19 protein-coding genes and 1 pseudogene are annotated in these 19269 nt (G+C 67.4%); 11 read left to right on the forward strand and 9 right to left on the reverse strand.

Going from position 1 to position 19269, the window contains the following annotated elements:
* Positions 1–121 precede the first annotated feature (121 nt).
* The 10 genes and pseudogenes from G3N59_RS07350 to G3N59_RS07395 all read left to right on the forward strand — a co-directional run.
* Positions 122–853 (forward strand): annotated as a pseudogene (locus G3N59_RS07350) (FHIPEP family type III secretion protein); the annotation flags it as partial.
* Positions 854–864: 11 nt separating this feature from the next.
* Entirely contained in the window at positions 865–1641 is a 777-nt protein-coding gene (locus G3N59_RS07355) for a type III secretion HpaP family protein (RefSeq protein WP_205981910.1), read from the forward strand.
* The gene (gene sctQ / locus G3N59_RS07360; RefSeq protein ID WP_205981911.1) at positions 1623–2753 is read left to right on the forward strand and encodes a type III secretion system cytoplasmic ring protein SctQ; all 1131 of its coding nucleotides are present in this window, start codon (positions 1623–1625) and stop codon (positions 2751–2753) included. The genes G3N59_RS07355 and sctQ overlap by 19 nt, the downstream gene beginning before the upstream one ends.
* Complete coding sequence (gene sctR / locus G3N59_RS07365) at positions 2740–3396, forward strand: type III secretion system export apparatus subunit SctR (RefSeq protein ID WP_205981912.1); 657 nt, start codon at positions 2740–2742, stop codon at positions 3394–3396. The genes sctQ and sctR overlap by 14 nt, the downstream gene beginning before the upstream one ends.
* A 13-nt stretch (positions 3397–3409) precedes the next feature.
* On the forward strand, positions 3410–3673 hold the full coding sequence (sctS, locus tag G3N59_RS07370; RefSeq protein WP_205981913.1) for a type III secretion system export apparatus subunit SctS: 264 nt from the start codon (positions 3410–3412) through the stop codon (positions 3671–3673).
* Positions 3670–4782: a hypothetical protein gene (locus tag G3N59_RS07375; protein ID WP_205981914.1), complete on the forward strand. Its 1113-nt coding sequence runs from the start codon at positions 3670–3672 to the stop codon at positions 4780–4782. Before sctS ends, G3N59_RS07375 begins: the two co-directional genes overlap by 4 nt.
* 138 nt (positions 4783–4920) lie before the next feature.
* Positions 4921–5973, forward strand: coding sequence for a secretion protein SctD (locus G3N59_RS07380; RefSeq protein WP_205981915.1), 1053 nt, complete (start codon positions 4921–4923; stop codon positions 5971–5973).
* Between the two features lie 14 nt (positions 5974–5987).
* Complete coding sequence (locus G3N59_RS07385; protein ID WP_205981916.1) at positions 5988–6236, forward strand: type III secretion system protein; 249 nt, start codon at positions 5988–5990, stop codon at positions 6234–6236.
* 178 nt (positions 6237–6414) lie between these two features.
* Positions 6415–6621, forward strand: a complete 207-nt coding sequence (locus tag G3N59_RS07390) for a hypothetical protein (RefSeq protein WP_205981917.1) — start codon at positions 6415–6417, stop codon at positions 6619–6621.
* A 111-nt stretch (positions 6622–6732) separates the two neighbouring features.
* Positions 6733–7188, forward strand: coding sequence for a molecular chaperone Tir (locus G3N59_RS07395; protein ID WP_205981918.1), 456 nt, complete (start codon positions 6733–6735; stop codon positions 7186–7188).
* 87 nt (positions 7189–7275) lie between these two features.
* Here the strand turns inward: G3N59_RS07395 and G3N59_RS07400 are convergent, their stop codons facing one another.
* From G3N59_RS07400 to sctC, 4 genes are read right to left on the reverse strand one after another with little or no spacing between them, the layout of a single operon-like run.
* Entirely contained in the window at positions 7276–8604 is a 1329-nt protein-coding gene (locus G3N59_RS07400) for a secretin N-terminal domain-containing protein (RefSeq protein WP_205981919.1), read from the reverse strand.
* The gene (locus G3N59_RS07405) at positions 8601–9335 is read right to left on the reverse strand and encodes a response regulator transcription factor (protein WP_205981920.1); all 735 of its coding nucleotides are present in this window, start codon (positions 9333–9335) and stop codon (positions 8601–8603) included. The genes G3N59_RS07400 and G3N59_RS07405 overlap by 4 nt, the downstream gene beginning before the upstream one ends.
* A 43-nt stretch (positions 9336–9378) precedes the next feature.
* On the reverse strand, positions 9379–10443 hold the full coding sequence (locus tag G3N59_RS07410; protein ID WP_205982245.1) for a HAMP domain-containing sensor histidine kinase: 1065 nt from the start codon (positions 10441–10443) through the stop codon (positions 9379–9381).
* Positions 10444–10495: 52 nt separating this feature from the next.
* Entirely contained in the window at positions 10496–12310 is a 1815-nt protein-coding gene (gene sctC, locus G3N59_RS07415) for a type III secretion system outer membrane ring subunit SctC (protein WP_205981921.1), read from the reverse strand.
* Positions 12311–12469: 159 nt separating this feature from the next.
* On the opposite strand from sctC, the gene G3N59_RS07420 reads away from it, so the two are divergent.
* The gene (locus tag G3N59_RS07420; protein ID WP_205981922.1) at positions 12470–13570 is read left to right on the forward strand and encodes an ATPase, T2SS/T4P/T4SS family; all 1101 of its coding nucleotides are present in this window, start codon (positions 12470–12472) and stop codon (positions 13568–13570) included.
* Positions 13571–13634: 64 nt separating this feature from the next.
* On the opposite strand, the gene pilV is transcribed toward G3N59_RS07420, so the two are convergent.
* The 5 genes from pilV to G3N59_RS07445 form a co-directional block, all read right to left on the reverse strand.
* Entirely contained in the window at positions 13635–15236 is a 1602-nt protein-coding gene (gene pilV, locus G3N59_RS07425) for a shufflon system plasmid conjugative transfer pilus tip adhesin PilV (RefSeq protein ID WP_205981923.1), read from the reverse strand.
* Positions 15229–15693, reverse strand: coding sequence for a type IV pilus biogenesis protein PilM (gene pilM, locus G3N59_RS07430; RefSeq protein ID WP_205981924.1), 465 nt, complete (start codon positions 15691–15693; stop codon positions 15229–15231). Before pilM ends, pilV begins: the two co-directional genes overlap by 8 nt.
* Before the next feature lie 46 nt (positions 15694–15739).
* Complete coding sequence (locus tag G3N59_RS07435) at positions 15740–16336, reverse strand: type 4 pilus major pilin (protein ID WP_205981925.1); 597 nt, start codon at positions 16334–16336, stop codon at positions 15740–15742.
* Between the two features lie 69 nt (positions 16337–16405).
* Positions 16406–17482 (reverse strand): type II secretion system F family protein, encoded by a 1077-nt coding sequence (locus G3N59_RS07440; RefSeq protein WP_205981926.1) that lies wholly within the window; start codon positions 17480–17482, stop codon positions 16406–16408.
* Complete coding sequence (locus tag G3N59_RS07445; protein ID WP_241023254.1) at positions 17467–19266, reverse strand: ATPase, T2SS/T4P/T4SS family; 1800 nt, start codon at positions 19264–19266, stop codon at positions 17467–17469. The genes G3N59_RS07440 and G3N59_RS07445 overlap by 16 nt, the downstream gene beginning before the upstream one ends.
* Positions 19267–19269 lie beyond the last annotated feature (3 nt).

Genomic DNA, 19269 nt, shown 5'->3' on the forward strand with positions numbered 1-19269 from the left:
TGGCCGATATTCCCGTGGTTGTCGAGGCAGTTTAAATACTAGAGAGGAATCCAGAATGAATGACATGAACCAGTCCATGTTCGCGGAAAGCTGGGTGCCGGTCTGCCAGCTCGAGGAAATCGTGCCGCACGCGCGCGCCACGCTCGACGATTGCGCGCGCGCGCTCGATGCGACGGCGAACAAGCCAGATCAGCAGCACAAGCAGGAAAAACCGGACACACCCGCCGCGTTGATCGCGCATCGCACGATTGCGTTGCTGCGCCAGCATGCGCACCTCTTTCTCGGCATTCAGGAAACGCAGTGGATCCTCGATCAGCTCGGCGAAGATTATCCAGGCCTCGTGGCTGAAGTGCAGAAGGCGCTGCCGCTGCAACGCATGGCCGATGTGCTGCGCAGACTGCTGGAAGAAGGCCTGCCGGTGCGCAATATCCGCAGCATCACGGAAAGCCTGATCGTCTGGGGTCCGAAGGAAAAAGACATGTTGATGCTGACCGAGTACATCCGCATCGATCTTGGCCGCATGATCGCCCATCGCGCGACCGGCGGCCCGCGCGATCTACCCGTCGTGCTCGTGGACATGCAGGTCGAGCAGCACATCCGCCAGTCGATCAAGCAGACGCCGACCGGCAACTTCCTCGCCTTGCCGCCCGATGAGATCGGTCATCTCGTCAACAAGCTGATCGAAATCGTCGGTGACGCGCCGCGCGAGGGCGTGGCGATGGTCGCGTCGATGGATATCCGCCGCTACGTGAAGCGCATGATCGAGTCGCGCGTTGCGTGGCTGCCGGTGTATTCGTATCAGGAACTCGGCGCGCACGTGGACTTGCAGCCCGTGGGACGCCTCACGCTATGACGCACGGCGCGATGCGAACCGCCGACGCCCGCGCGCATCGACTCGCGCAGGACGAGGCCGACGCCCAGGCGAGCGCGCGCTTGCGGCGCGAGGCCGCGCTGTTCGAGCATTACCGGCGGCAACGGACGAACGACGACGCACAAAGCGAAGTGCCCGACAACGACGGCGCGCAGCAGGCCGAAAGCGCGCCTCACGAACCCGCGCCGTCGCCCGACGAGGGCCGCCAGGCGCAAACCGGCGAACACGATCCGAACGATGAACACCACGAACACGGCGACTCGCCCGATGGTTCCCGTCATGACGCGCGCCACGACAAGAGCGCCGCCGCGCGTGCGACGAGCACCGCCTCTTCATCCGCGCGCGCCGATGCACAGCGTGTGCTGACCGCGATGCGCCGCGTACCGCGCGTAACCGATGCGTGCGCAACGAACGCCGCCACGGACACGCCCGCGCAGGACCACACGACGAACCGCCTGTTCGACTGGCTCGCCGAACACACCGCGCAGCTCTGCGCGAACGCAGGCGCGTCGCTCGCGGCCAGCTGGCAAGTGCGGCTCGCGCTCGACCCCGCCGTGCTGCGCGCGTGCTCGCTCGAACTCGCGCTTTCGCAATTCGGCCTCGCGCTTCGCTTCACGACCGCCGATGCCGACACGGCGTCCGTACTCTATCGGCATCGCACGACGTTGCGCACGCGGCTCGACGCGGCGCTCGCACGGCGCGAGGCGCGCGCCCCGCGCATCGATATCGACATTATTTTCGACCCGACCACATGGACCACACCCGTCTGAACTCCGAGACCGCGCCCGAGGGGCGCGCCGCCGTCACGCTCGCGCCAGACCGGCTGCCCGCGCTCGGCGCCGCGCAAGCCCGGCTCGCGCGTCTCGCCGTGGATGAACGTCTACGTGCGCTGCTCGCGCATACGGCCGGCATCGGCGACTGGCGCGCGGGTGCACGCACGGCCGCCGACCTGCTCAGCGCACGCGATACCGCCGTCGCGACACTGCGCTGGGCTCAGTACGAAGCGCGCTTCGCGCTCGACCTTGCTCAGCACCCTTCGCTTGCGAGCCTCGTTGCCGAGAGCGGCGACGAGCGCGTGCAACCCGCGCTGCGTCTCGCGCTGTGCGCGCTGCTGTTCGAGCCGCTCACGCGCACGCTCGCGCAGTTCGGCATCGACGGCGTGGAGGTGCTCGCCTTCGAACGCCTCGCGCCGAATCCCGCGCCTGCTTTGGCCGCAGGCTGCGCGCTGCATTGGCGTCATGACGCGCAGCGCTACGACGCCGCGCTGCTGCATATCGACAGCGGCTGGCTCGACGTGTTCGAGCGTCTGGTCGCGCAGCAATGCCTGCCGTTCGCGACGCATGTGAGCGAACTCACTGTGCCGGGACGTCTGCTGATCGGCGAAAAAACGCTTTCGCTCGCCGTACTCGATTCGCTACGCGCGGGCGATGTCGTGCTGCGCGCGCTGCCCGCCGAACTCGCGGCGCATCTGCGCGGCGCGACGCCCGAGGCGCGCGTGCGCGTCGCCTGGGGCCGCTACGGCACGCGCCAGATCCGCGCGCGCGCCACGCTTCATTCCACCACGCTCACTCTCAACGAGGACCCCGTCATGAACCACGACCTGCAACCCGGCGCGCCGCTGAGCGACGCCATCGACGCGCCCGTCGAGATCGGCCAGCTCGATCTGCCGTTGCGCTTCGAGATCGACACCGTTTCGCTGCCCGTCGCGCAGCTCTCCGCCTTGCGCGCCGGCTATGTGCTGGAATTGCCGACCGCGCCCGCCGACGCGCGCATCCGGCTGGTCACCTGCGGCCAGACCATCGGCTTCGGCGAACTCGTGAGCGTGGGCGAACATCTCGGCGTGCGTCTCGTGCAGATGCAGAACGGCCATGGTTCAGTTTAGCGATCTGACCGGGCTGCTGATCGCCATCGTGGCGATCAGCCTTGTCCCGTTCGTGGCGATGGTCGCCACCTCCTACGCGAAAATCGTGGTCGTGCTCGGCCTGCTGCGCAACGCGCTGGGCGTGCAGCAGGTCCCGCCGAACATGGTGCTCAACGGCATCGCGATTCTCGTCACCGCCTATGTGATGGCGCCGATCGGCATGCAGGCGATGCAGGCCATGCAGGCGAATCCGCGCCAGCCGGGCGGCGACACGTCCGCGCTGGTGATGGACGTATTCGACGCCGGCAAGGAGCCGTTTCGCGCCTTTCTCAAGCGGCACGCGCACGAGCGCGAAAAGCGCTTCTTCGTGCGCTCGGCGGCCGCCGTGTGGCCCAAAGAGATGGCCGCGAAAATCCACGAAGACGACCTGATCGTGCTCGCGCCCGCCTTCACGCTCACGGAGATGACCGACGCGTTCAAGATCGGCTTCCTGCTCTACATCGTCTTCATCGTGGTCGATCTGGTGATCGCCAACGTGCTGATGGCGATGGGCCTGAACCAGGTGCAGCCGACCAATGTGGCGATCCCGTTCAAGCTGCTGCTGTTCGTCGCCATGAACGGCTGGTCCACGCTGATCCACGGGCTGGTGCTCACCTATCGATGACATGGAGACACGCATGGAAACCGACATGCTCGTGGGCTTGACCACGCAAGGCCTGCTGCTTTGCCTCTCGATTTCGATGCCCGTGGTGGCGGTGGCCGCCATCGCGGGTCTCGCGATCGCCTTCGTGCAGGCCATCACCTCGATGCAGGACCAGAGCATCTCCTACGCCGTGAAGCTGGTGGCCGTGATCGCCACCGTGCTGCTTGCGGGCGCATGGGGCGCGGCGGCGATCCTGCGTTTCGCCAACACGGTTGTCACGATGGCGATTCCGTCATGAACGCGCGCATTGGCGGCGCGCCGCACGCGCACGAAGCGGAGCCTCGCGATCCGTCACACGAACAGCAGGCCGAAGCACAACACAACGGCCAGGCGCACACGCAGCAAGGGCTCGTCTCGCGCACCATGATGCAGCGCGCGAAAATGCGTGTGCGGCTGCAACACAACAAGGCCATGGCGGCGGCGTTCTGGCATAACCGGCGCTTCGCCGTCGGCCAGCACAAGCCGCTCTCGCCCGCCAACGCGAAACTGCTGCGCGCGCTGGGCCAGCGTCCGCGTCCTGGCGCACCGAAGCCGCACGGCAAGGACACGGCGCGCGAGGAGCCGTTGTTCGAGCGAAAACCCGAGCACGATCCCGACAAGGAACGCGATAAAGAGCACGACAGGGATCACGACAGGGAACGTGAAAAAGACCACGACGATCGACGTGACGACAAGCACGACGGCCACTCGCGCGAACAGCGCGGTGGTCATTCGCATTCTGGCGGCCAGCAATCCGGCGGTCAGCAGGATCAACGACAGCACTCCCAGCACGGCCAGCAGCAGCGGCGCGAACACGCGCGCGCCATGACCGTGCGCGGCGGCGGCGGGGACACGCGCGTCGCGCTGCATGGCGTGCAACGCGCGCACCGCGTTGCACCGCCCGAGCGCTTGCAGGCGCTCGCCACCGCGAACGGCTCCGCAGCAAGCCGGGCGCAGCCGCTTGCCGCCGCGTTCGCGCGCGAGCTGGTGCGCCTCATCGGGCAAACACCCAACGCCGCCCTGCTCGCCCCGCTTGCGATGCTAGGCGCGACCGGGCCGATGGTCATGCGCCGCAATCGCGCGCGTCTGCTTGCACTCCATGCGGGCGCGTCGAGCCGCAATACGCAATCCGCGAGCGCGCGCTGGATCGGCCACACACTCGATCTCACACTGGCGCGGCAACGCTTCGGCGTGCAATTCGGCATGGAGGAGCAGACGCTTGCCATGACGCGTCAGCATTTGATCGATGCGATGGCTGCACATCGCGGCGCAGGCGCGAAGGCAAACGAAGCCGCAACCGCGAACACGGCCGATGCCGATGCTTCGCAAATCCCGCGTCAAGTTCGCGTCGCTGCAAACGGCGCATGAATGGATCGCTAAACTGGCTTCAACGGTAGCGAGACAGGAAGCCCGGCAGCAAGCAGCACAGCAGGGAGCCGAAACCGCGCCACAGCAGACATTATTACGGATACCGAAGCACAACACACCGAAGCGAAACCTACGACCATGAACACGACGAGCACCAGAATCCTGCGAGTACTGACCGGCGTTCACGCCGGTGCGCAGATGCGGCTCACGCCCGGCGTGTACCGCATGAGCGCGGCTGGCGATGCCGATGTCTGCGTGAGCGACTGGTCCGGCGACACCCTCGTACTGACGCTCGACGAGCAAGGCGTGATGCATCTCGACGCCGGCAACAGCGACACAGTTCTGCTCGCCGATCTGGTGGCGGTGCCCAACGGCGACATCGTGTTCTGCATCGGCGCCGAAGACGCGCCCTGGCCCAGCGATCTGGACTTGCTCGCAGGCCTCTGGAAAACACAGCAGCTGGTCGACGAGGACCGCGCACAGGCGACGACCCACGACGTTCCCGATGCACTGGCCACGCAGGGTGTACACGGCTTGCACGGTGAACAGACGGCGAAACGCATGAGCTGGCGCACGGCGGCGATCGCGCTGACCGGCACCGTCGCGATCGGCGTGCTGGCGACGACGGGCGCGATGCTCGCAGGCTCGCAGCCCAGCGAGGCCGCCGATCAACCGGCCGCGCATGTGGACGCAAAAGCGCTGGCCGTGGAACTCGACGCCGCGCTGCATCGCGAGGGGCTGCACGCCCTGCACGCCTCGGCGGAGCGCAGCGCTCTGAGCGTGCGCGGCTTCGTGGATGACGCCAACGCCAATGCCAAGGCGCGCCGCATCATCGATGCACTCGCTCACGGCGCGGCGCGGCGCGACTACGACGTCGTGCAGCAGGACGTCGACCAGATCCAGCAGTCGCTCGCCGGCACCGGCGCACAAGTGAGTTATACGGGCGCGGGCGTATTTCGCGTGAGCGGCACCGTGGCGTCGATGACGGCGTTCCAGGATCGCATTGCAAGCGTGCGCGCCGATCTCGACAGCAACGTGGCGCGTCTCGACGTGGACGTGAAGGAAGCCCGGCTGCCGGCGGCGAATGTCGAATACACCGAAGTCGTGGCCACGGGCGGCCTGCGCTACATCGAAACGCCCGACGGCACCAAGCATCTGCTCGACGGCCCCGCCGACGGGCACAACGATTGAACGAGGAACCGAACATGTACGACGCACTGCTTCCCATCGCGGCGGATCTCAACGCGTTCGACGCGACGCTCGCCGCCCCCGACAGCGCGGCGCGCGTAGCCCGCATCGTCGCGGCCTTCGAGGAGACTGCGCGCCGCGTCAGCGACGCAACCCAGGCGGCCGCCGACGACGCCACGCGCGCCGATCTGCAAAAGCTGTATCGCGGCATGCTCGCGGCGCGGCGCATCGTGCTCGCGCTGCAGGAGCGGCGCGGCGTGGCCTGAATAGCGGGTCGAACGACGCGGACCGATCGGCAACACCGGCTTCATCGCAGCAGATTCACGGTTTCATCCAGGCAGTTTCGTTGGACTCGCGCCCGTCTGGGCGCATCGCAGCAAAGCAGTTTTTTTGCAGTTTCCCTTTGATTGCAGCACCTTTTTTTCTTACTCAAGGAGATTCACCATGACCGCATCCACCGCAGTTGGCGCAGCATCGGGAGCAGCTTCGAGCGCATCGATGGTTGGCGAAATGCAGGCGATGGCCGACCAGAACAGCGCCATGACGATGGCTTCGATGAAGATCAACATGCAGCAGCAGGAAACGTCGGCGCTCGCGTCGGTCGGCAACAACGGCGCGAAGAACATCTCGGACGCCGCCAAGGGCCAGTAAGGCTCGCTGCCTCGCACGGCGCGCACGCGCGCGCCGGCCCGGGCACGAAGCGCGGAGTTCAGGCTCCCGCTTTCGTGCCCGCTTTCTTTTGTTCTTCGCACGCCCCCTGCCATGAGTCTCGAACGCTACGAAGCCTTGATCTACGAAGTCTGCGAAGCCGTGGGCCTGCCCGACGCCGAGGCTGTGCTCGACACGCGCACGCTGGAAATCGAGGGCTTCGACGTGGGCCTCGAACATCACGAGTCCGACGCCGGCGCGCTCTATCTGAACTTCCAGTTCGGCGCCGTCACCGCGGGCCGCACGCTGGTGGTGTTCCGCCTGATGCTCGAAGCGAATCTGCTGATCTACGCGCAAGACGAGGCACAACTGTGTCTCGACGCCGATAGCGGCGGCATCGTGCTGCTCGTGCATCTGCAAATGAGCGACGACGTCGACGGCGTTTACGTCGCCGAACTACTCTCGCATTACGCCGATCATGGCCGCTACTGGCGCACCAGCATTCTCGAATCGACGGATGAAATGTTCGAGGGCATCGCCTCGGGCGAATATATGTGGCTGCGCGCGTGACGTGACGCGCAAGGTATGCGTGGCGCGAGTGGCGCCCCACCGCGCGCAAGCGATGGAAACCCCGCAAAAACCAGCCTGAAATGCCGCTCAAGCGGCGACGCGCGGCACCAGCACGATCACACGGCGCGTCGACGCATCGGCGCCCGCGCCCGTCATCACGAGCGCATCGCCCGCGTTGAGTTCGGCGTGCCGATGCGGGGTGGCGTCGGCACTGCCGTCGGCGTCGCGTAGCTCGATATCGAGCGCGATACGCCTGGCGTTCACATCCGCCATCGTCGGCGCGACGCTGAGCCACCAGCGCGCGGCATCGGCGGGTTCCTGTTGTTCTGGCTTTCCTGAAAGCGATACGAGCCGCGCTTCATGACGCTCACTGAACGCGGGCGCGCCATCGACGGTCAATGCCGTGCGCGCGATCTCGATGCGCGCCTCGCCGTGTTGCGCGAGCGCTTCGAGCTGCGTCGTCAGCGTCCGCGCATCCGCCTGGGCGAGCGGCTTCGGCGCGCTCGCGCCATCCACCTGCAGCGCCGCCAGCCGCTCGCGCGGCACCTCGACCACCAGCATTTGCAGCGCGAACAGCGTGGGCTTCACGTCGAGATCCGCGACCAGCGCGCCATCGGCGTCGATCCGAGCGGGCCGGTCGCGCACGAGAATCGAGTTGGTCCGCGCGTCGGCCTGCACGATCGGCAAGGGTGACTCGAAATGGATCGCGTCGTCGCTCGATGCAACGCCGCCATGCAGGCGCATGCGCAAGCGCGTCGCCACGCCGGGCACGCTCACGACGCGGCCGTCCACGACGTGGCTCTGGTCGGCGGCGCTCGCCACGTTCAGACGGAAGACGCGCACGCTCGTCGGCACGGCGGCGCGCGCGTCGGCCTCGAACCGCGCGGCGGCGGCGCGCACGCGCGCCACGTAATCGGGCGGCCCATAGACGCTCACGATGCCGCTCGCGGCTTCGACGTCGAGCGCAAAACGCGCGTCGATCACACCGGCACGCGTGAGCGCGTTGGCGAGCGCCTCGGCGCGCAGATAGTCGGGATGGATGGCCAGCCGCGTTTGAGCCGCCGCCGACGAGACGTGCAGCAGCGCGCCGTCGTAGTACCACACCAGGCCGTAGCTCGCGGCCAGCGTGGCGAGAAAACGCGAGGCCGGCATCGCGAAGCGGCCGCTTACGCGCGCGCCGCGCGCCGCGAGTTCCGCGCTCACGCGCACGTTCACGTGCCCGGCCGCGCCGAAATCGCGCAGCACGTCGGCAAGCGGCGTGCGCGCGGCGGTGTAATCGAAATTCGCGGCGCGCCAGCCTGGCTCGTTCGCGACGTTCGCGGCGTTAGCCGCATTCGACGCCGCCACGCAGGCGAACGCCGCCCACGCGCTCAACGCCGACGCCTTCAACGCCCGGCGCACGGTTCGCGCGCTCATGCGTCGGCCTCGGGCTGCGCCGCCTGCGCTTCCAGGGTCAGCCGGTAGCCGGTGCCGTAGGCCGATTGCACCGTCCACGCCACGCCCGCCGCGCGCAGATTCGAACGCACCCGGCTCACGTACATATCGACGGACCGGCTTTGCACGCCCGAGTCCCAGCCCCACACCACGCTCATCAGATCCTGGCGCTGCACCACCGCGCCGAGGTGGGTGGCGAGGTGCCACAGAATATCGAACTCCTTGGTGCCGAAGCGATGCGGCGCGCCGTTGGCCACCAGCGCGCGCGCTGGCCGGTCGAGCACGCACTCGCCCACCATCATGCGCTGGCTTTGCACGTGCGAGGCCGCGAAGCGGCGCAGCAGCGCACGCACGCGCGCAAGCAGCACCTGGCGGTCGAACGGCTTGACGAGGTAATCGTCCGCGCCCGCGTCGAGAATGTGCACGATATCGCTTTCGTCGGCATGCACGGTCTGGAAGATCACCGGCATGGTCGATTGGGCCCGGCCGCGAATCTTCTGCAGCAGCTTGTCGCCGGCAAGACCCGGCACGTCCCAGTCGAGAATCGCCAGATCGGCCCAGGCGTCGTTGAGATGTTGCTGCGCGGCGAGGCCGTGGTGAAAGCCGCTCACCTGGTAGCCCTCGGCCTTGAGCCAGGCGTTGAGCAGCGCGTGATGCGCGACATCGTCCTCCACCAGCAGGATGCGCACCGGTTTTCCAGCCATCAATTGCATGATCGAACCTCGTTAATGACCGCGCGCCGTCTGGCACGGCGCGCTAGCGCCGCGCGCGGTCGGCATCCGCGAGCGACGGATGCGCGGCGCGCGCGGGCGCGGGATTCAGACACGGCAGACGCAGCACGAAGCGCGTACCGCCCGTGTCGTTGCGCTCGGCGTAGAGCGAGCCGCCGTGCAGTTCCATGATCTGCACGGCGAGCTTCAGGCCCAGGCCAAAGCCGGTAGCGCTCTTCTTCGCGAGCTTGTCGAAATCGGTGATGCGGGTTTCCTGCGCGAGGCCCGGCAAGCCGCCCGCGCGATCGTTCACGAGCACTTCGGCGCAACCTTCGCCATGACGCAGCGAAACCGATACGGCTTCGCCGCGCGGCGAGGCGCGCACGGCGTTGTCGATGACGTTCTGGATCGCACGCGCCACGAAGTTGCGCATGCCGTTGACCCACACGGGCGCGCTGTCGGGCAGCCACAGATGCAGCGCGACGCCGCAATACACGGCCGTCACTTCCTGCTGCGCGATGATCTGACGCACCGTCGCGCGCAGGTCGAAGCGGCGGAAATCGCGTGCGTGCAGATGTTCGGCAACCGAAGTGATGATGAACTGCTCGCCCAGCGACAGCACGTAATGCGCGAGCTGCGTGATCTGCTCCATGCCACCGCACCGCTCGAAGGCGTCGGGGTCCAACGCGTCGAGCTGGGTGAGCGCGTTGATCGAATTCAGCGGCGAACGCAGGTCATGCAGCAAAAAGCGCAGCGAGGTCTCGCGTTCGTCCACGCGGCGTGCGAACGGCGAGACGTCGGTGATCGCGATCACGCAGCCGCGCGTGCCGGGCGCGGCCCCCGCGCCCTCGCCCGCCTGCAGCCAGAGCGTGGCCTCGCCCGCGCGCAAATCGAAACCGCGTTCGAAATCGGCGGGCCGCAGCACTTCGGGCAGCGCGAAGCGCTCGCCGAGCGCCTCGCTGAAATCGAGCCCCACGGGCAGCGCCATCGCCAGCAGCGCGCTCGCGCGCGTGTTCGCTTCGGCGATCGCGCCCGCCGCGTCGAGCACCACCACGCCGCACGGCAAACCTGCCAGCGCAGCACGCGCACGGCGCGCCGTGTCGTCGGACATCGGCGCGCCGTGCGCGGGAAGCATCGTCGCTTTGTCGGTCATGGGGCTCCGTTCAGGTTGGCTCGATCACATGAGGCAGCAGCAGGAAGAGACGCTCGCGATGACTTTTCTGCCGGTTGTTGGTGCGAAACAGCCCGCCGATCAGCGGAATCTTCGACAGGCCCGGCACGCCGGTCACGCCGTTGGTGTCGGTGTCGGCGCGATAGCCCGCGATCAGCAGCGCATCGCCTTCGTTGATGAAGGCCTGGGTGCTGATGTTGCTGTTCTGCACCACCGGCAGATTGCTCACGGTCTGCGAAGTGAGCTGGCCGTCCTGGATCGCCACGTCGAGCTTGATGCGCGTCTTGCCGTCTTCCTGCACGACCATCGGCAGCACGCGCAGCGAAATGCCCGTCGAGATGCTGTAGAGATCGCCGGCCGTATAGCCTTGCACGGGCACGAAGAACTGCTGCTTGTCGTCCATCACCGCTTCGATGTTGTTGAGCGTGACGACCTTCGGGCTGGCGTCGATCTTCGCGGTGTTGTCCTGCTGCATCGCCGAGATGCGCGCCATCAGATAACGGCCCGCGTCGCCGAGCACCGCCGCCACCGACGCGCCCACCGGCGACGCCGAGGCGAGCACACTGCCCGCCAGCGAGGTCTGCCCGAAATTCTGCGTCACGGTGCCGTCGTAGCCGAGCTGCGTGTTCGAACCGGTGCCGGTCTGGATATCGACATGGCTGTTGTGCGCGGTCCAGTCCACGCCGAGCTGCTGCAGCGCGTTGTCGTCGACTTCGATGATGTGCGCTTCGATCTCGATGAGCTGCGGCTTCACGTCGAGGCGGTGAATCAACGCGTCGTATTGCGACATGTGATCGGCGCTGTCGCGCACGATCACGGCGTTGGTGCGCGTATCGGCGACGATCACGGGCAACGTGTCGTCGGTGCGCGCGGACGCGCCGCTCGACGCGCCGCCGCCCGGTGGCGGCGCAATCGCGGCGGCCACGGCCGGCGACGGCGAACCCGTCAGGCCCGCGAACATGCCCTTGCTGGTCGCGCCGTTCGCGCCGCCGCCCGGGATCGGCGGCGGCACATACGGGCTCGTGTAGGTCTGGCCGTTCACGTCGCCGATCGGCGTGTTGCGCGTGACGCCCTGCGCGCCGACCGCGCCTGCATCGCGCCCGCCTGCGGCGCCGCTGTTGCCATTGCCGTCCTTCGGCGCCTGCGGGTGATAGATGCCGTTGAGCACCGAGGCCACGCCCTGCATCGTCACATGCTGGCCATCGATGGGCACGCTGCGGTCCGCCGCCCACGCGTGATCGAGCGGGAACACGCGCACCACCGTGCCGCCGCGCCGCGAGGCGTTGCTGTCGAGCCGCGCGGCAATGTCCTGCACCATCTGCACGTAGCGCGGCGGCCCGTTCACGAGCGCGGTGCCTTCGGCGCGGTTATAGGTCACCGGAAAGCGTTCGTCGGCCACGCGCATCTGCGCGAGCGTGCTGCGCAGCGTGTCGGTACTCGCGGTGTCGAGCTTGACGAGCTGGCTCTGCAGATCCGCGGCCGTGACGATGTCGAGCGCCTCGCCGTCGTAGTACCAGACGAAGCCGAACGAGGCCGCGAGCATGTCGAGAAAACGGCGCGGCGGCAGATGGAACTTGCCGCTCACGCTGCCCGTGACGCCTGGCGCGATGCGCACGGCCAGGCCCTGGCTCGCGCCCACGTCGCGCAGCACGTCCTTGATGTCCTTACCCTCGGCGGCATAGTCGAGCGTCCCGGATTTCCATTGCACGGGCGCGGCGAACGCGGCGCGCGGCACGCAGGCGTCGAACGCGCCGAACGCAAGCGCGGCACACAGGGCAAAGGCGTTGAGTCTCACGTTCCACTTCATGTTGGCTGGCCTGACGAGTAAGGAATCACAGGCGCCATCATGCGATGCGCCGCATGCGGCGCGCGACGCGCATGCGAAGCGTCGCACTGTCATGCGCACGCGCATACGCGGCTTTCGTGTGAGAATGCCCGCACTGTTCCTGCTCGCCGGATGATGAAGATGACTGCACCGCACGACGACCGCCGCGATCTCACGCGCGAAATCCTCGAACTGATCGACCTGCCGCAAACCTTTACCGACATTCACATCGAGCAGGACCGGCCGATCATGATCAAGACGCCGCGCGGCTGGTTGCCCGTGGGCGAGGAGCCGGTCCTGTTCGACGAAATGCGCCCGATGCTCGCGTCCATCGAACCCGAATGGGAAACGCTGATCCAGCACGGCGCGATCGACCGTCCGTTCGTGCTCACGCGTTGCCGTCTGCGCTGCAATCTGTATCGCACCTATGGCGGGCGCAAACTGGTGATCTCGATCCGCCGCCTGCCCCTGCAGCCGCTCGCGCTCGACAAGCTGGGCCTGCCCGCCTATGTGCGCTCGATGATCGACAGCGCCAAGGGCCTGATTCTCGTGACCGGCCCCACGGGTTCGGGCAAGACCACGACGATTGCGTCGATGCTCGACTACATCAACCGCAATCGCACGAGTCACATCGTCACGATCGAACAGCCCATCGAATACGAACTCGAATGCCGTTCGTCGATCGTTTCGCAGCGCGAAGTGCCCACCGACACGCCCACCTTTCCCGCCGGCCTGCGCGAAGCGCTGCGCCAGAAGCCCGACGTCATCATGGTGGGCGAAGTGCGCGACCCCGAAACCGCCGAAACCGCTTTGCAGGCCGGCGAATCGGGCCATCTCGTGCTGGCCACCATGCACACCGGCAGCGCCATCGCCACGCTCACGCGGCTGCTCTCGTTCTTTCCCGCCGAGCATCGCGAGCGCTATGCGGCCACGCTCGCCAATTCGCTGATCGGCATCGTCTGCCAATGTCTCGTGCCGAGCGCCGACGGCGAGAGTTTCGTGCTCGCCAGCGAACTGCTGTTCAACAACAACCAGCAGATCGGGCCGATGATCATGGACGCCGCCAAGCTGCCCTTCATCGGCGAATTCATGAAGCGCAAGGAAGACAACATGTCGAGGCTGCTCAACGAGCATCTCGCGAGCCTCGTGGCGAAGAACCAGTGCCTCGCGCGCGACGCGCTGCGCATGACCTACAACCGGCTCGAACTGCACGAGCTGTTGCAGGCGCAAGTGCCGCATTGAACGCGTTGAACACAGTGAGTGCATAGAGCGGAGCCGGGCAGGAAATCTCATCGCGCCGGCCCGCTCAGTAATACGTATTGATCGACCAGCCCGCCGCCACCGGCGTATTCGGGATGGTCTGGCCGCTTTCGCCGCAAAAGCTGCTGGTCCACGGCGTCGTGATCACGTCGTAGGTTGCCCAGTTGGTGGTCACGACCACGTTGTAGTCGCCCACTGGTTCGGCCTGCGTGAGGCTGTTGTTGATGCCGCCCGAATCGTTCACGAGCGTGGGCCCCTGACTTTCGGTGTGCGAGATCGAAACGCCGCCGGAGTCGGTGATATCGACGCTCTGCGAGACCTGCGCCCGCGCCTGCGGCGGATTCTGCAGCGTGGTGCAAGTGCCGTCGTTCAGATGCGCCCAGGTCGACGCCACGATCATCCCGGGTTTGCTCAGATGCACGGCCTGCGTGACCGTGTACGAGTAGGTGCCGTTGGTGGCGTTGTGCGTGTAGGCGGCCGCAGGACCGGCGCAGTCGTAGTCGGTTGCGCCGGGCGAAACCAGCACCTTCTCGCAGCCGGTGACGGAATCCGCTGGCTCGATCTCCGATTGGGTCTGCCAGGTGCCGTTGCGGCAACTGAGCACGCGGCCGTTCGCATCCGTGGTCACCGAGGTGCTGCTCGCCGAAGCCGGCACGCAAGCCGCGCCGACCGTTTGCGCATTGCCGAGTTCGAGCTTGCCCGACTCGTCCACGGCGAGCGCCTGCCACGCGGTGCCGTTGAAGGTGTAGGCGCGATTGGTGAGCGAGGTCATGATCACGTCGCCCTGCACGGGGTTCGCGACGCTGGCTAGCGCGGCTTCCTCCTGAACGGCTCCGCGCCAGTGATACGAAGCCTGCGGCTCCCAGACATTCTTGAGACAGTTGAGCACCTCACCGTCCGCGTCTGCGGCCACGGCGCCCACCGTGCCGCACTGCTGCCAGGCGGTCTGCATCTGCGCGAGCACGATCGGCACCTGCATGGCGTTGGCCTGAGGGTTGCCCGGTACGGCCACGCGATAGAGATAGTCGCTGTTCTGCGCCTGGCTGCCGTTGTAGGCGACGAGGCTGGCCAGATGCCCCTTGCCCGTTTTCGTGCCCGAGCACGACTGGCCGCCCGGATTGGGCGCGGCGACGCTCCACGCGCCGTATGCGCCCAGCGCCCGGCCGTTGCTCTGGATCTCGCCACCGCCCGCGCCCGAGTTCGCGGCGATATAGCCGAGCTGCGCATCGCTGATCGCCGTGCCGCCTTCGGTCACCAGCAGCGCCTGCAGCGCGCCCGCCGTCGTGGGACTCGCGTAGACCAGCAGGCAAGGCGTCTGCCCATACGGGTTGGTCGCGCCCACACCGTCGGGCAGCCAGCTCGACAGCACATATGGCGTGTTCTTCAAGCCGATCACCACCGGAGTGGCCGTGGTTGCGGCGGCGGCCAGCGCCGCGTAGTTCTGGCGCACGAGCTGCGTGGCCGCCTGCGCCATCTGCTGTTGATAGAGCGCGGCCTGCTGCGCGCGCGTATCGTCGAGCGTGTTGTTGAGCATCGCCGCGAAGCCCGCGATCATGATGGCGGCGAGCGCCAGCGCCACCAGCATCTCGATCATCGTGAAGCCGCGTTGACGCGCGGCGCGCGCATGGCGGGCAATACGCTTATTCATAGGCCTGCGCCATCCAGACCGGCGCGCCTTGCGGCACTGCTGCGGCGATCGCCGTGGGCAACGGCACAGCCGGATTGCCCGGCGACACGATACTGCCGCCCTGCGCCGCGCCCGCGAGCGCGGAACCCTGCGCGAGCGCCTCGATCTCGGGCACGACGCGCAGTGCGCTCGCACTCGCGCTCGCCGCATAGACGACGACCACACTGCCCGCATAGCCCGCGTTCGGTGCCACATAGTTGCGCCAGAGCGGATCGGGCGTGACGCCCGCGTCCGGCACGCTGCCCGCGAAGTCGGGATGCGCGAGCGCATACGTCACGAGCGCCGCCCGATACGCGGCCATGTTCTGCGCAAGGCTCATCACGCCCGGCGCGGGCGTGGCGGGCGCGGTTTCGCGCGCGATCAGCGCCTGCGCGCCCGCCAGCATCGCCAGCACGGCGACGACCCAGATCAGATACATGGCGCGCTCACACCGGTTGCGTGCACAACGAACATCACAACGAACATCACGACGAAGTCCACGTGATCGTGTTGCTGCTGTTGGCGCAGTCGGTTGTCGCGGTGGACGGCGGAACCGGCACGGTGCTCTCTGTGTTCACGTCGGTGCCCACCGAAACCCAGCTGCCGCCCGCCGTGAGCGCATTGATGCACACGGCCTGCGGCACCGCGGTGTAGACGATCGTGAAGGTGCCCGCCGTGCCGCCCGTGGCAGCGCCGGCCGCCACCGTCACGGTGCCGCCCCACGCATTCGTCGCGGTGCCGCTCGTGGAAGCCGGGATCGTGCTCGGGAACACGCCCGCGCTCGCCAGCACGCCGTTATCGATGCCGGTATAACCGTTGGTCTGCCCCATATAGAGCTTCTTGACACCGCTCTGGATCGCGTTGACCTGCTCGGCGAGTTCATTGGTGCTCGCGCTGTTGAACGCGCCGTTCATCAGCGCGACCGCGCCGATCACGACGATCGCCGCGATCCCGAGATAGGCGATCGCTTCGAGCAGCGAAGCGCCTCGCTGCATCTCTCGCGCGACGGCGGGACGACGGTTTCGGCGCATCCGCAAGGCGGAGGCGCGACGGGAAACGATGGCGGTGGTCTCGTGCTGCATACTGCGCTCCTTATCGTTGATGGGTGGACGCGAAGCGATTCGTCCGCGTCGCGTCATTACAGATCACCGTCAATGGACGGAATGGGACAAAGCGGCAATTTCCTGCTGAATTCCGAAGAAACCGATGATGAGCCACGCCAGCACGAGGGCCAGCACGACGATGGCCGCGCCGTTGAGCACGCGCATCTGCGCCTCGATGGCTGCGACGCCTTCCTGCATCCACTCGTCGGCGAGCGTGCTGAGCGCCTGCGCGAAGCCCTTGTATTCGGCGTAGACGCACAGGTCGTCGACAATCTCCGCCGAGGGAAACTGGTAGCCCGTGTTGCGCATCGCTTCGCCGACATTGAGGCCGGACTTCACTCCGAACAGCATGTCGTCGATACGCTGGCGCAGCCACGGCTGCGCGTTGCCCGCAAGCCGCGTGAGCGACTTCTCGACGGTGAAGCCCGCCGTTTGCAGCGACGAGAACGCCACCAGAAAGCCGCAACCGACGATCAACCGATAGATCGAATACGGCGGAAAGCGGTCGAGCCGCACGCGCAGACTGCCCGCCCAGCGCGGCATCGACCACACGAGCGCGGCCGCCGCCGCGACGAGCGCGAACATGCACCACACCATGCCGTAACGCGCGAACTGCGACAGCGTGTAGAGCGAATGGGCGACGCCGTGCCAGTGCTGCGGGCTCACGATCATCGCGAAGCGCGGCACCACGAGCTTGCCGAACAGCAGCAGATACACGAAGGTCATCGCCATGATGACGAGCGGATACGCCATGCCGCCGACAATCGCCGCGCGGATGCGGCGGCTCGACGCCACCACGCCGCCCACGGTCGCGAGCGCGGTTTCGAGCCGCCCCGACTGCTCGCCAGCCATCACGATCATCTGTTCGGTCGGCGGCGTCCACCATTGCATCGCCGCCGACAGCATGCCGCCGTTCTGCACCACGCGGCGCCAGTCGGCCATCGCGACCGCCATCGGCTCGTTGGGCTTGCGGCCGTCGTGCGAGGCGCGCAGCTCCAGCTCTTCGAGCACCTTGAGCAGCGGCAGCCCGTTGGCGAGCATGGTGGCGATCTTGCGATAGACGCGCTGACGCGCGGACGCCGTGAGTTGCAGGCGCGCCCAGCGGCGGTTCAGTTCAGGCGCCATCGCTCGCCCCCCACCGCGCCGATCGGCGGACGCCCTTCGTCGTCGAACGGCAGCGGGCCGACCACGCGCTCGGCCATGCGCGGATCGACGAGACCCGCCGCCACCTTGTCCACCGCATGCTGGGCCACCGTGCGCCCGCCCAACTCGCGCTGCCAGTACGCGTGCGCCGCGTGCCGCTGGCCGGTACGCAACAGTTCGCATAACGCAGCATCGGTGCGGATCACCTCGGCCACCACGGTGCGCCCCACCGTGCCGCCCATGCAGGCTTCGCAGCCCGGCCCGGCCGTGCGCACATATTCGAAGCGCGCCCCCGTGGCGCGCTTCACGCGTGCGACGAAAGCCGCGTCGAGCTCGCCGAGCGCCTGGGCGAACGGCCGCGAGCAATGCGGACACAGCTGCTTCACGAGCCGCTGGCTGACGAGTCCCGTGACCAGCGATTCGTCCGTGACCATCGCGAGCGGCAGGCCCAGATCGGTCAGCCGGTCGACGATGGCAAGCGCGCTGTTCGCGTGCACCGTGGTCCAGACCTGGTGGCCCGTCATCGCGGCGCGCAAGGCGTTTTGCGCGGAGGCGCGATCGCGCACCTCGCCGATCATGATGACGTCGGGGTCGAGCCGCATCGCGTTGGCGATGGCGGCCGCGAAAGCCTGCGAACGCGCGTCCTCGGTGCTTGCGTTGACCACTGGCGTCTGTACCGCGCCCGCGATCGGATACTCGACCGGATCCTCGACCGTAATGACGTGGATCGACCCCGCCATGGCGCGGATCAGACGCGTGAGCGCACGCTGCAGCGTGGTCGATTTGCCCGAGCCGGTCGGGCCGCTGATCAGATTCATGCCGTGCGGCTGCTGCGCGAGCGCGTCGAGCGCATCGGCATGGGCGCGCGTGAAGCCGAGCGTGGTGAGATCGACCGATTCGCCCGCGTCGTTGTAGAGCAGGCGCAGCACCATCATGCTGCCGACGCTCGTGGGCGCGGTGGCGATGCGCACGCCGAACAGGCCTTCGGGCAGCTTGTCGCGTTCACCGATGCTGGCATCCTGGCGCTCGGTGGGCTTGTAGGTCGTATCGGAAACGCTCGCCATCGCCGAATAGAGCGTGGCGAGCAGGCGTTCGCCGTACTCGCGCGTCTGCTCGCTCACGCGCGTGAGTTCGCTGTGGATGCGAAACAGGATCTCGGTGCTGAAGCGGTTCACGCGGATGTGAATGTCCGAGGCCCGCTCCTGGCAGGCGCGCGCGATCAGGTTCTTCGCGACCACCTGCATCTGCGTGTGATCGACGCGCTCGCCGGTGCCGTCGCGGCGCTGGCCCAGGTAAGCGAGACGCACCTCGTCGAGACTCGCGCGGCGCATGGTGTAGCGGCAGTTAAGGCGCTCGAGGCGCGCGCAATAAGAGAGCACGAACGGGTTCATGTCGTGGCCTTCGGCGACCAGCAGGATGCCGTCGTCGAGCAGGCAGAGGAACTTGCGTTCTTCGGCGCTCGCCACGAATTCGCCGCTATCGGAGAGCGGTCGCGCGTTCGAGGGCGGCGCGGCGGCCTGGCCTTGCGCGCTCACGGCCAATGCACCGGGCGGCAACGTCTGGGCGGCTTGTGCTTCCTGCAAAGCCTGCGCGGCCTGCGGCGTGATGGCGATAGGCGCGGCGGCGCGCAGCGCGCCCGCGCGCGACGGCGCGCCTGAGGGAGCACATGAGGGAGCACATGAGGGAGCGCCTGACGTGACACCCGGCGCACTCGCACGCGCGTCGATGGCCTGCGCGGCCTGATCCGGCTGATGGAGCGGCTTCATGGC

It is taken from the genome of Paraburkholderia sp. Ac-20340, from assembly GCF_017104965.1.
GTDB lineage: Bacteria > Pseudomonadota > Gammaproteobacteria > Burkholderiales > Burkholderiaceae > Paraburkholderia.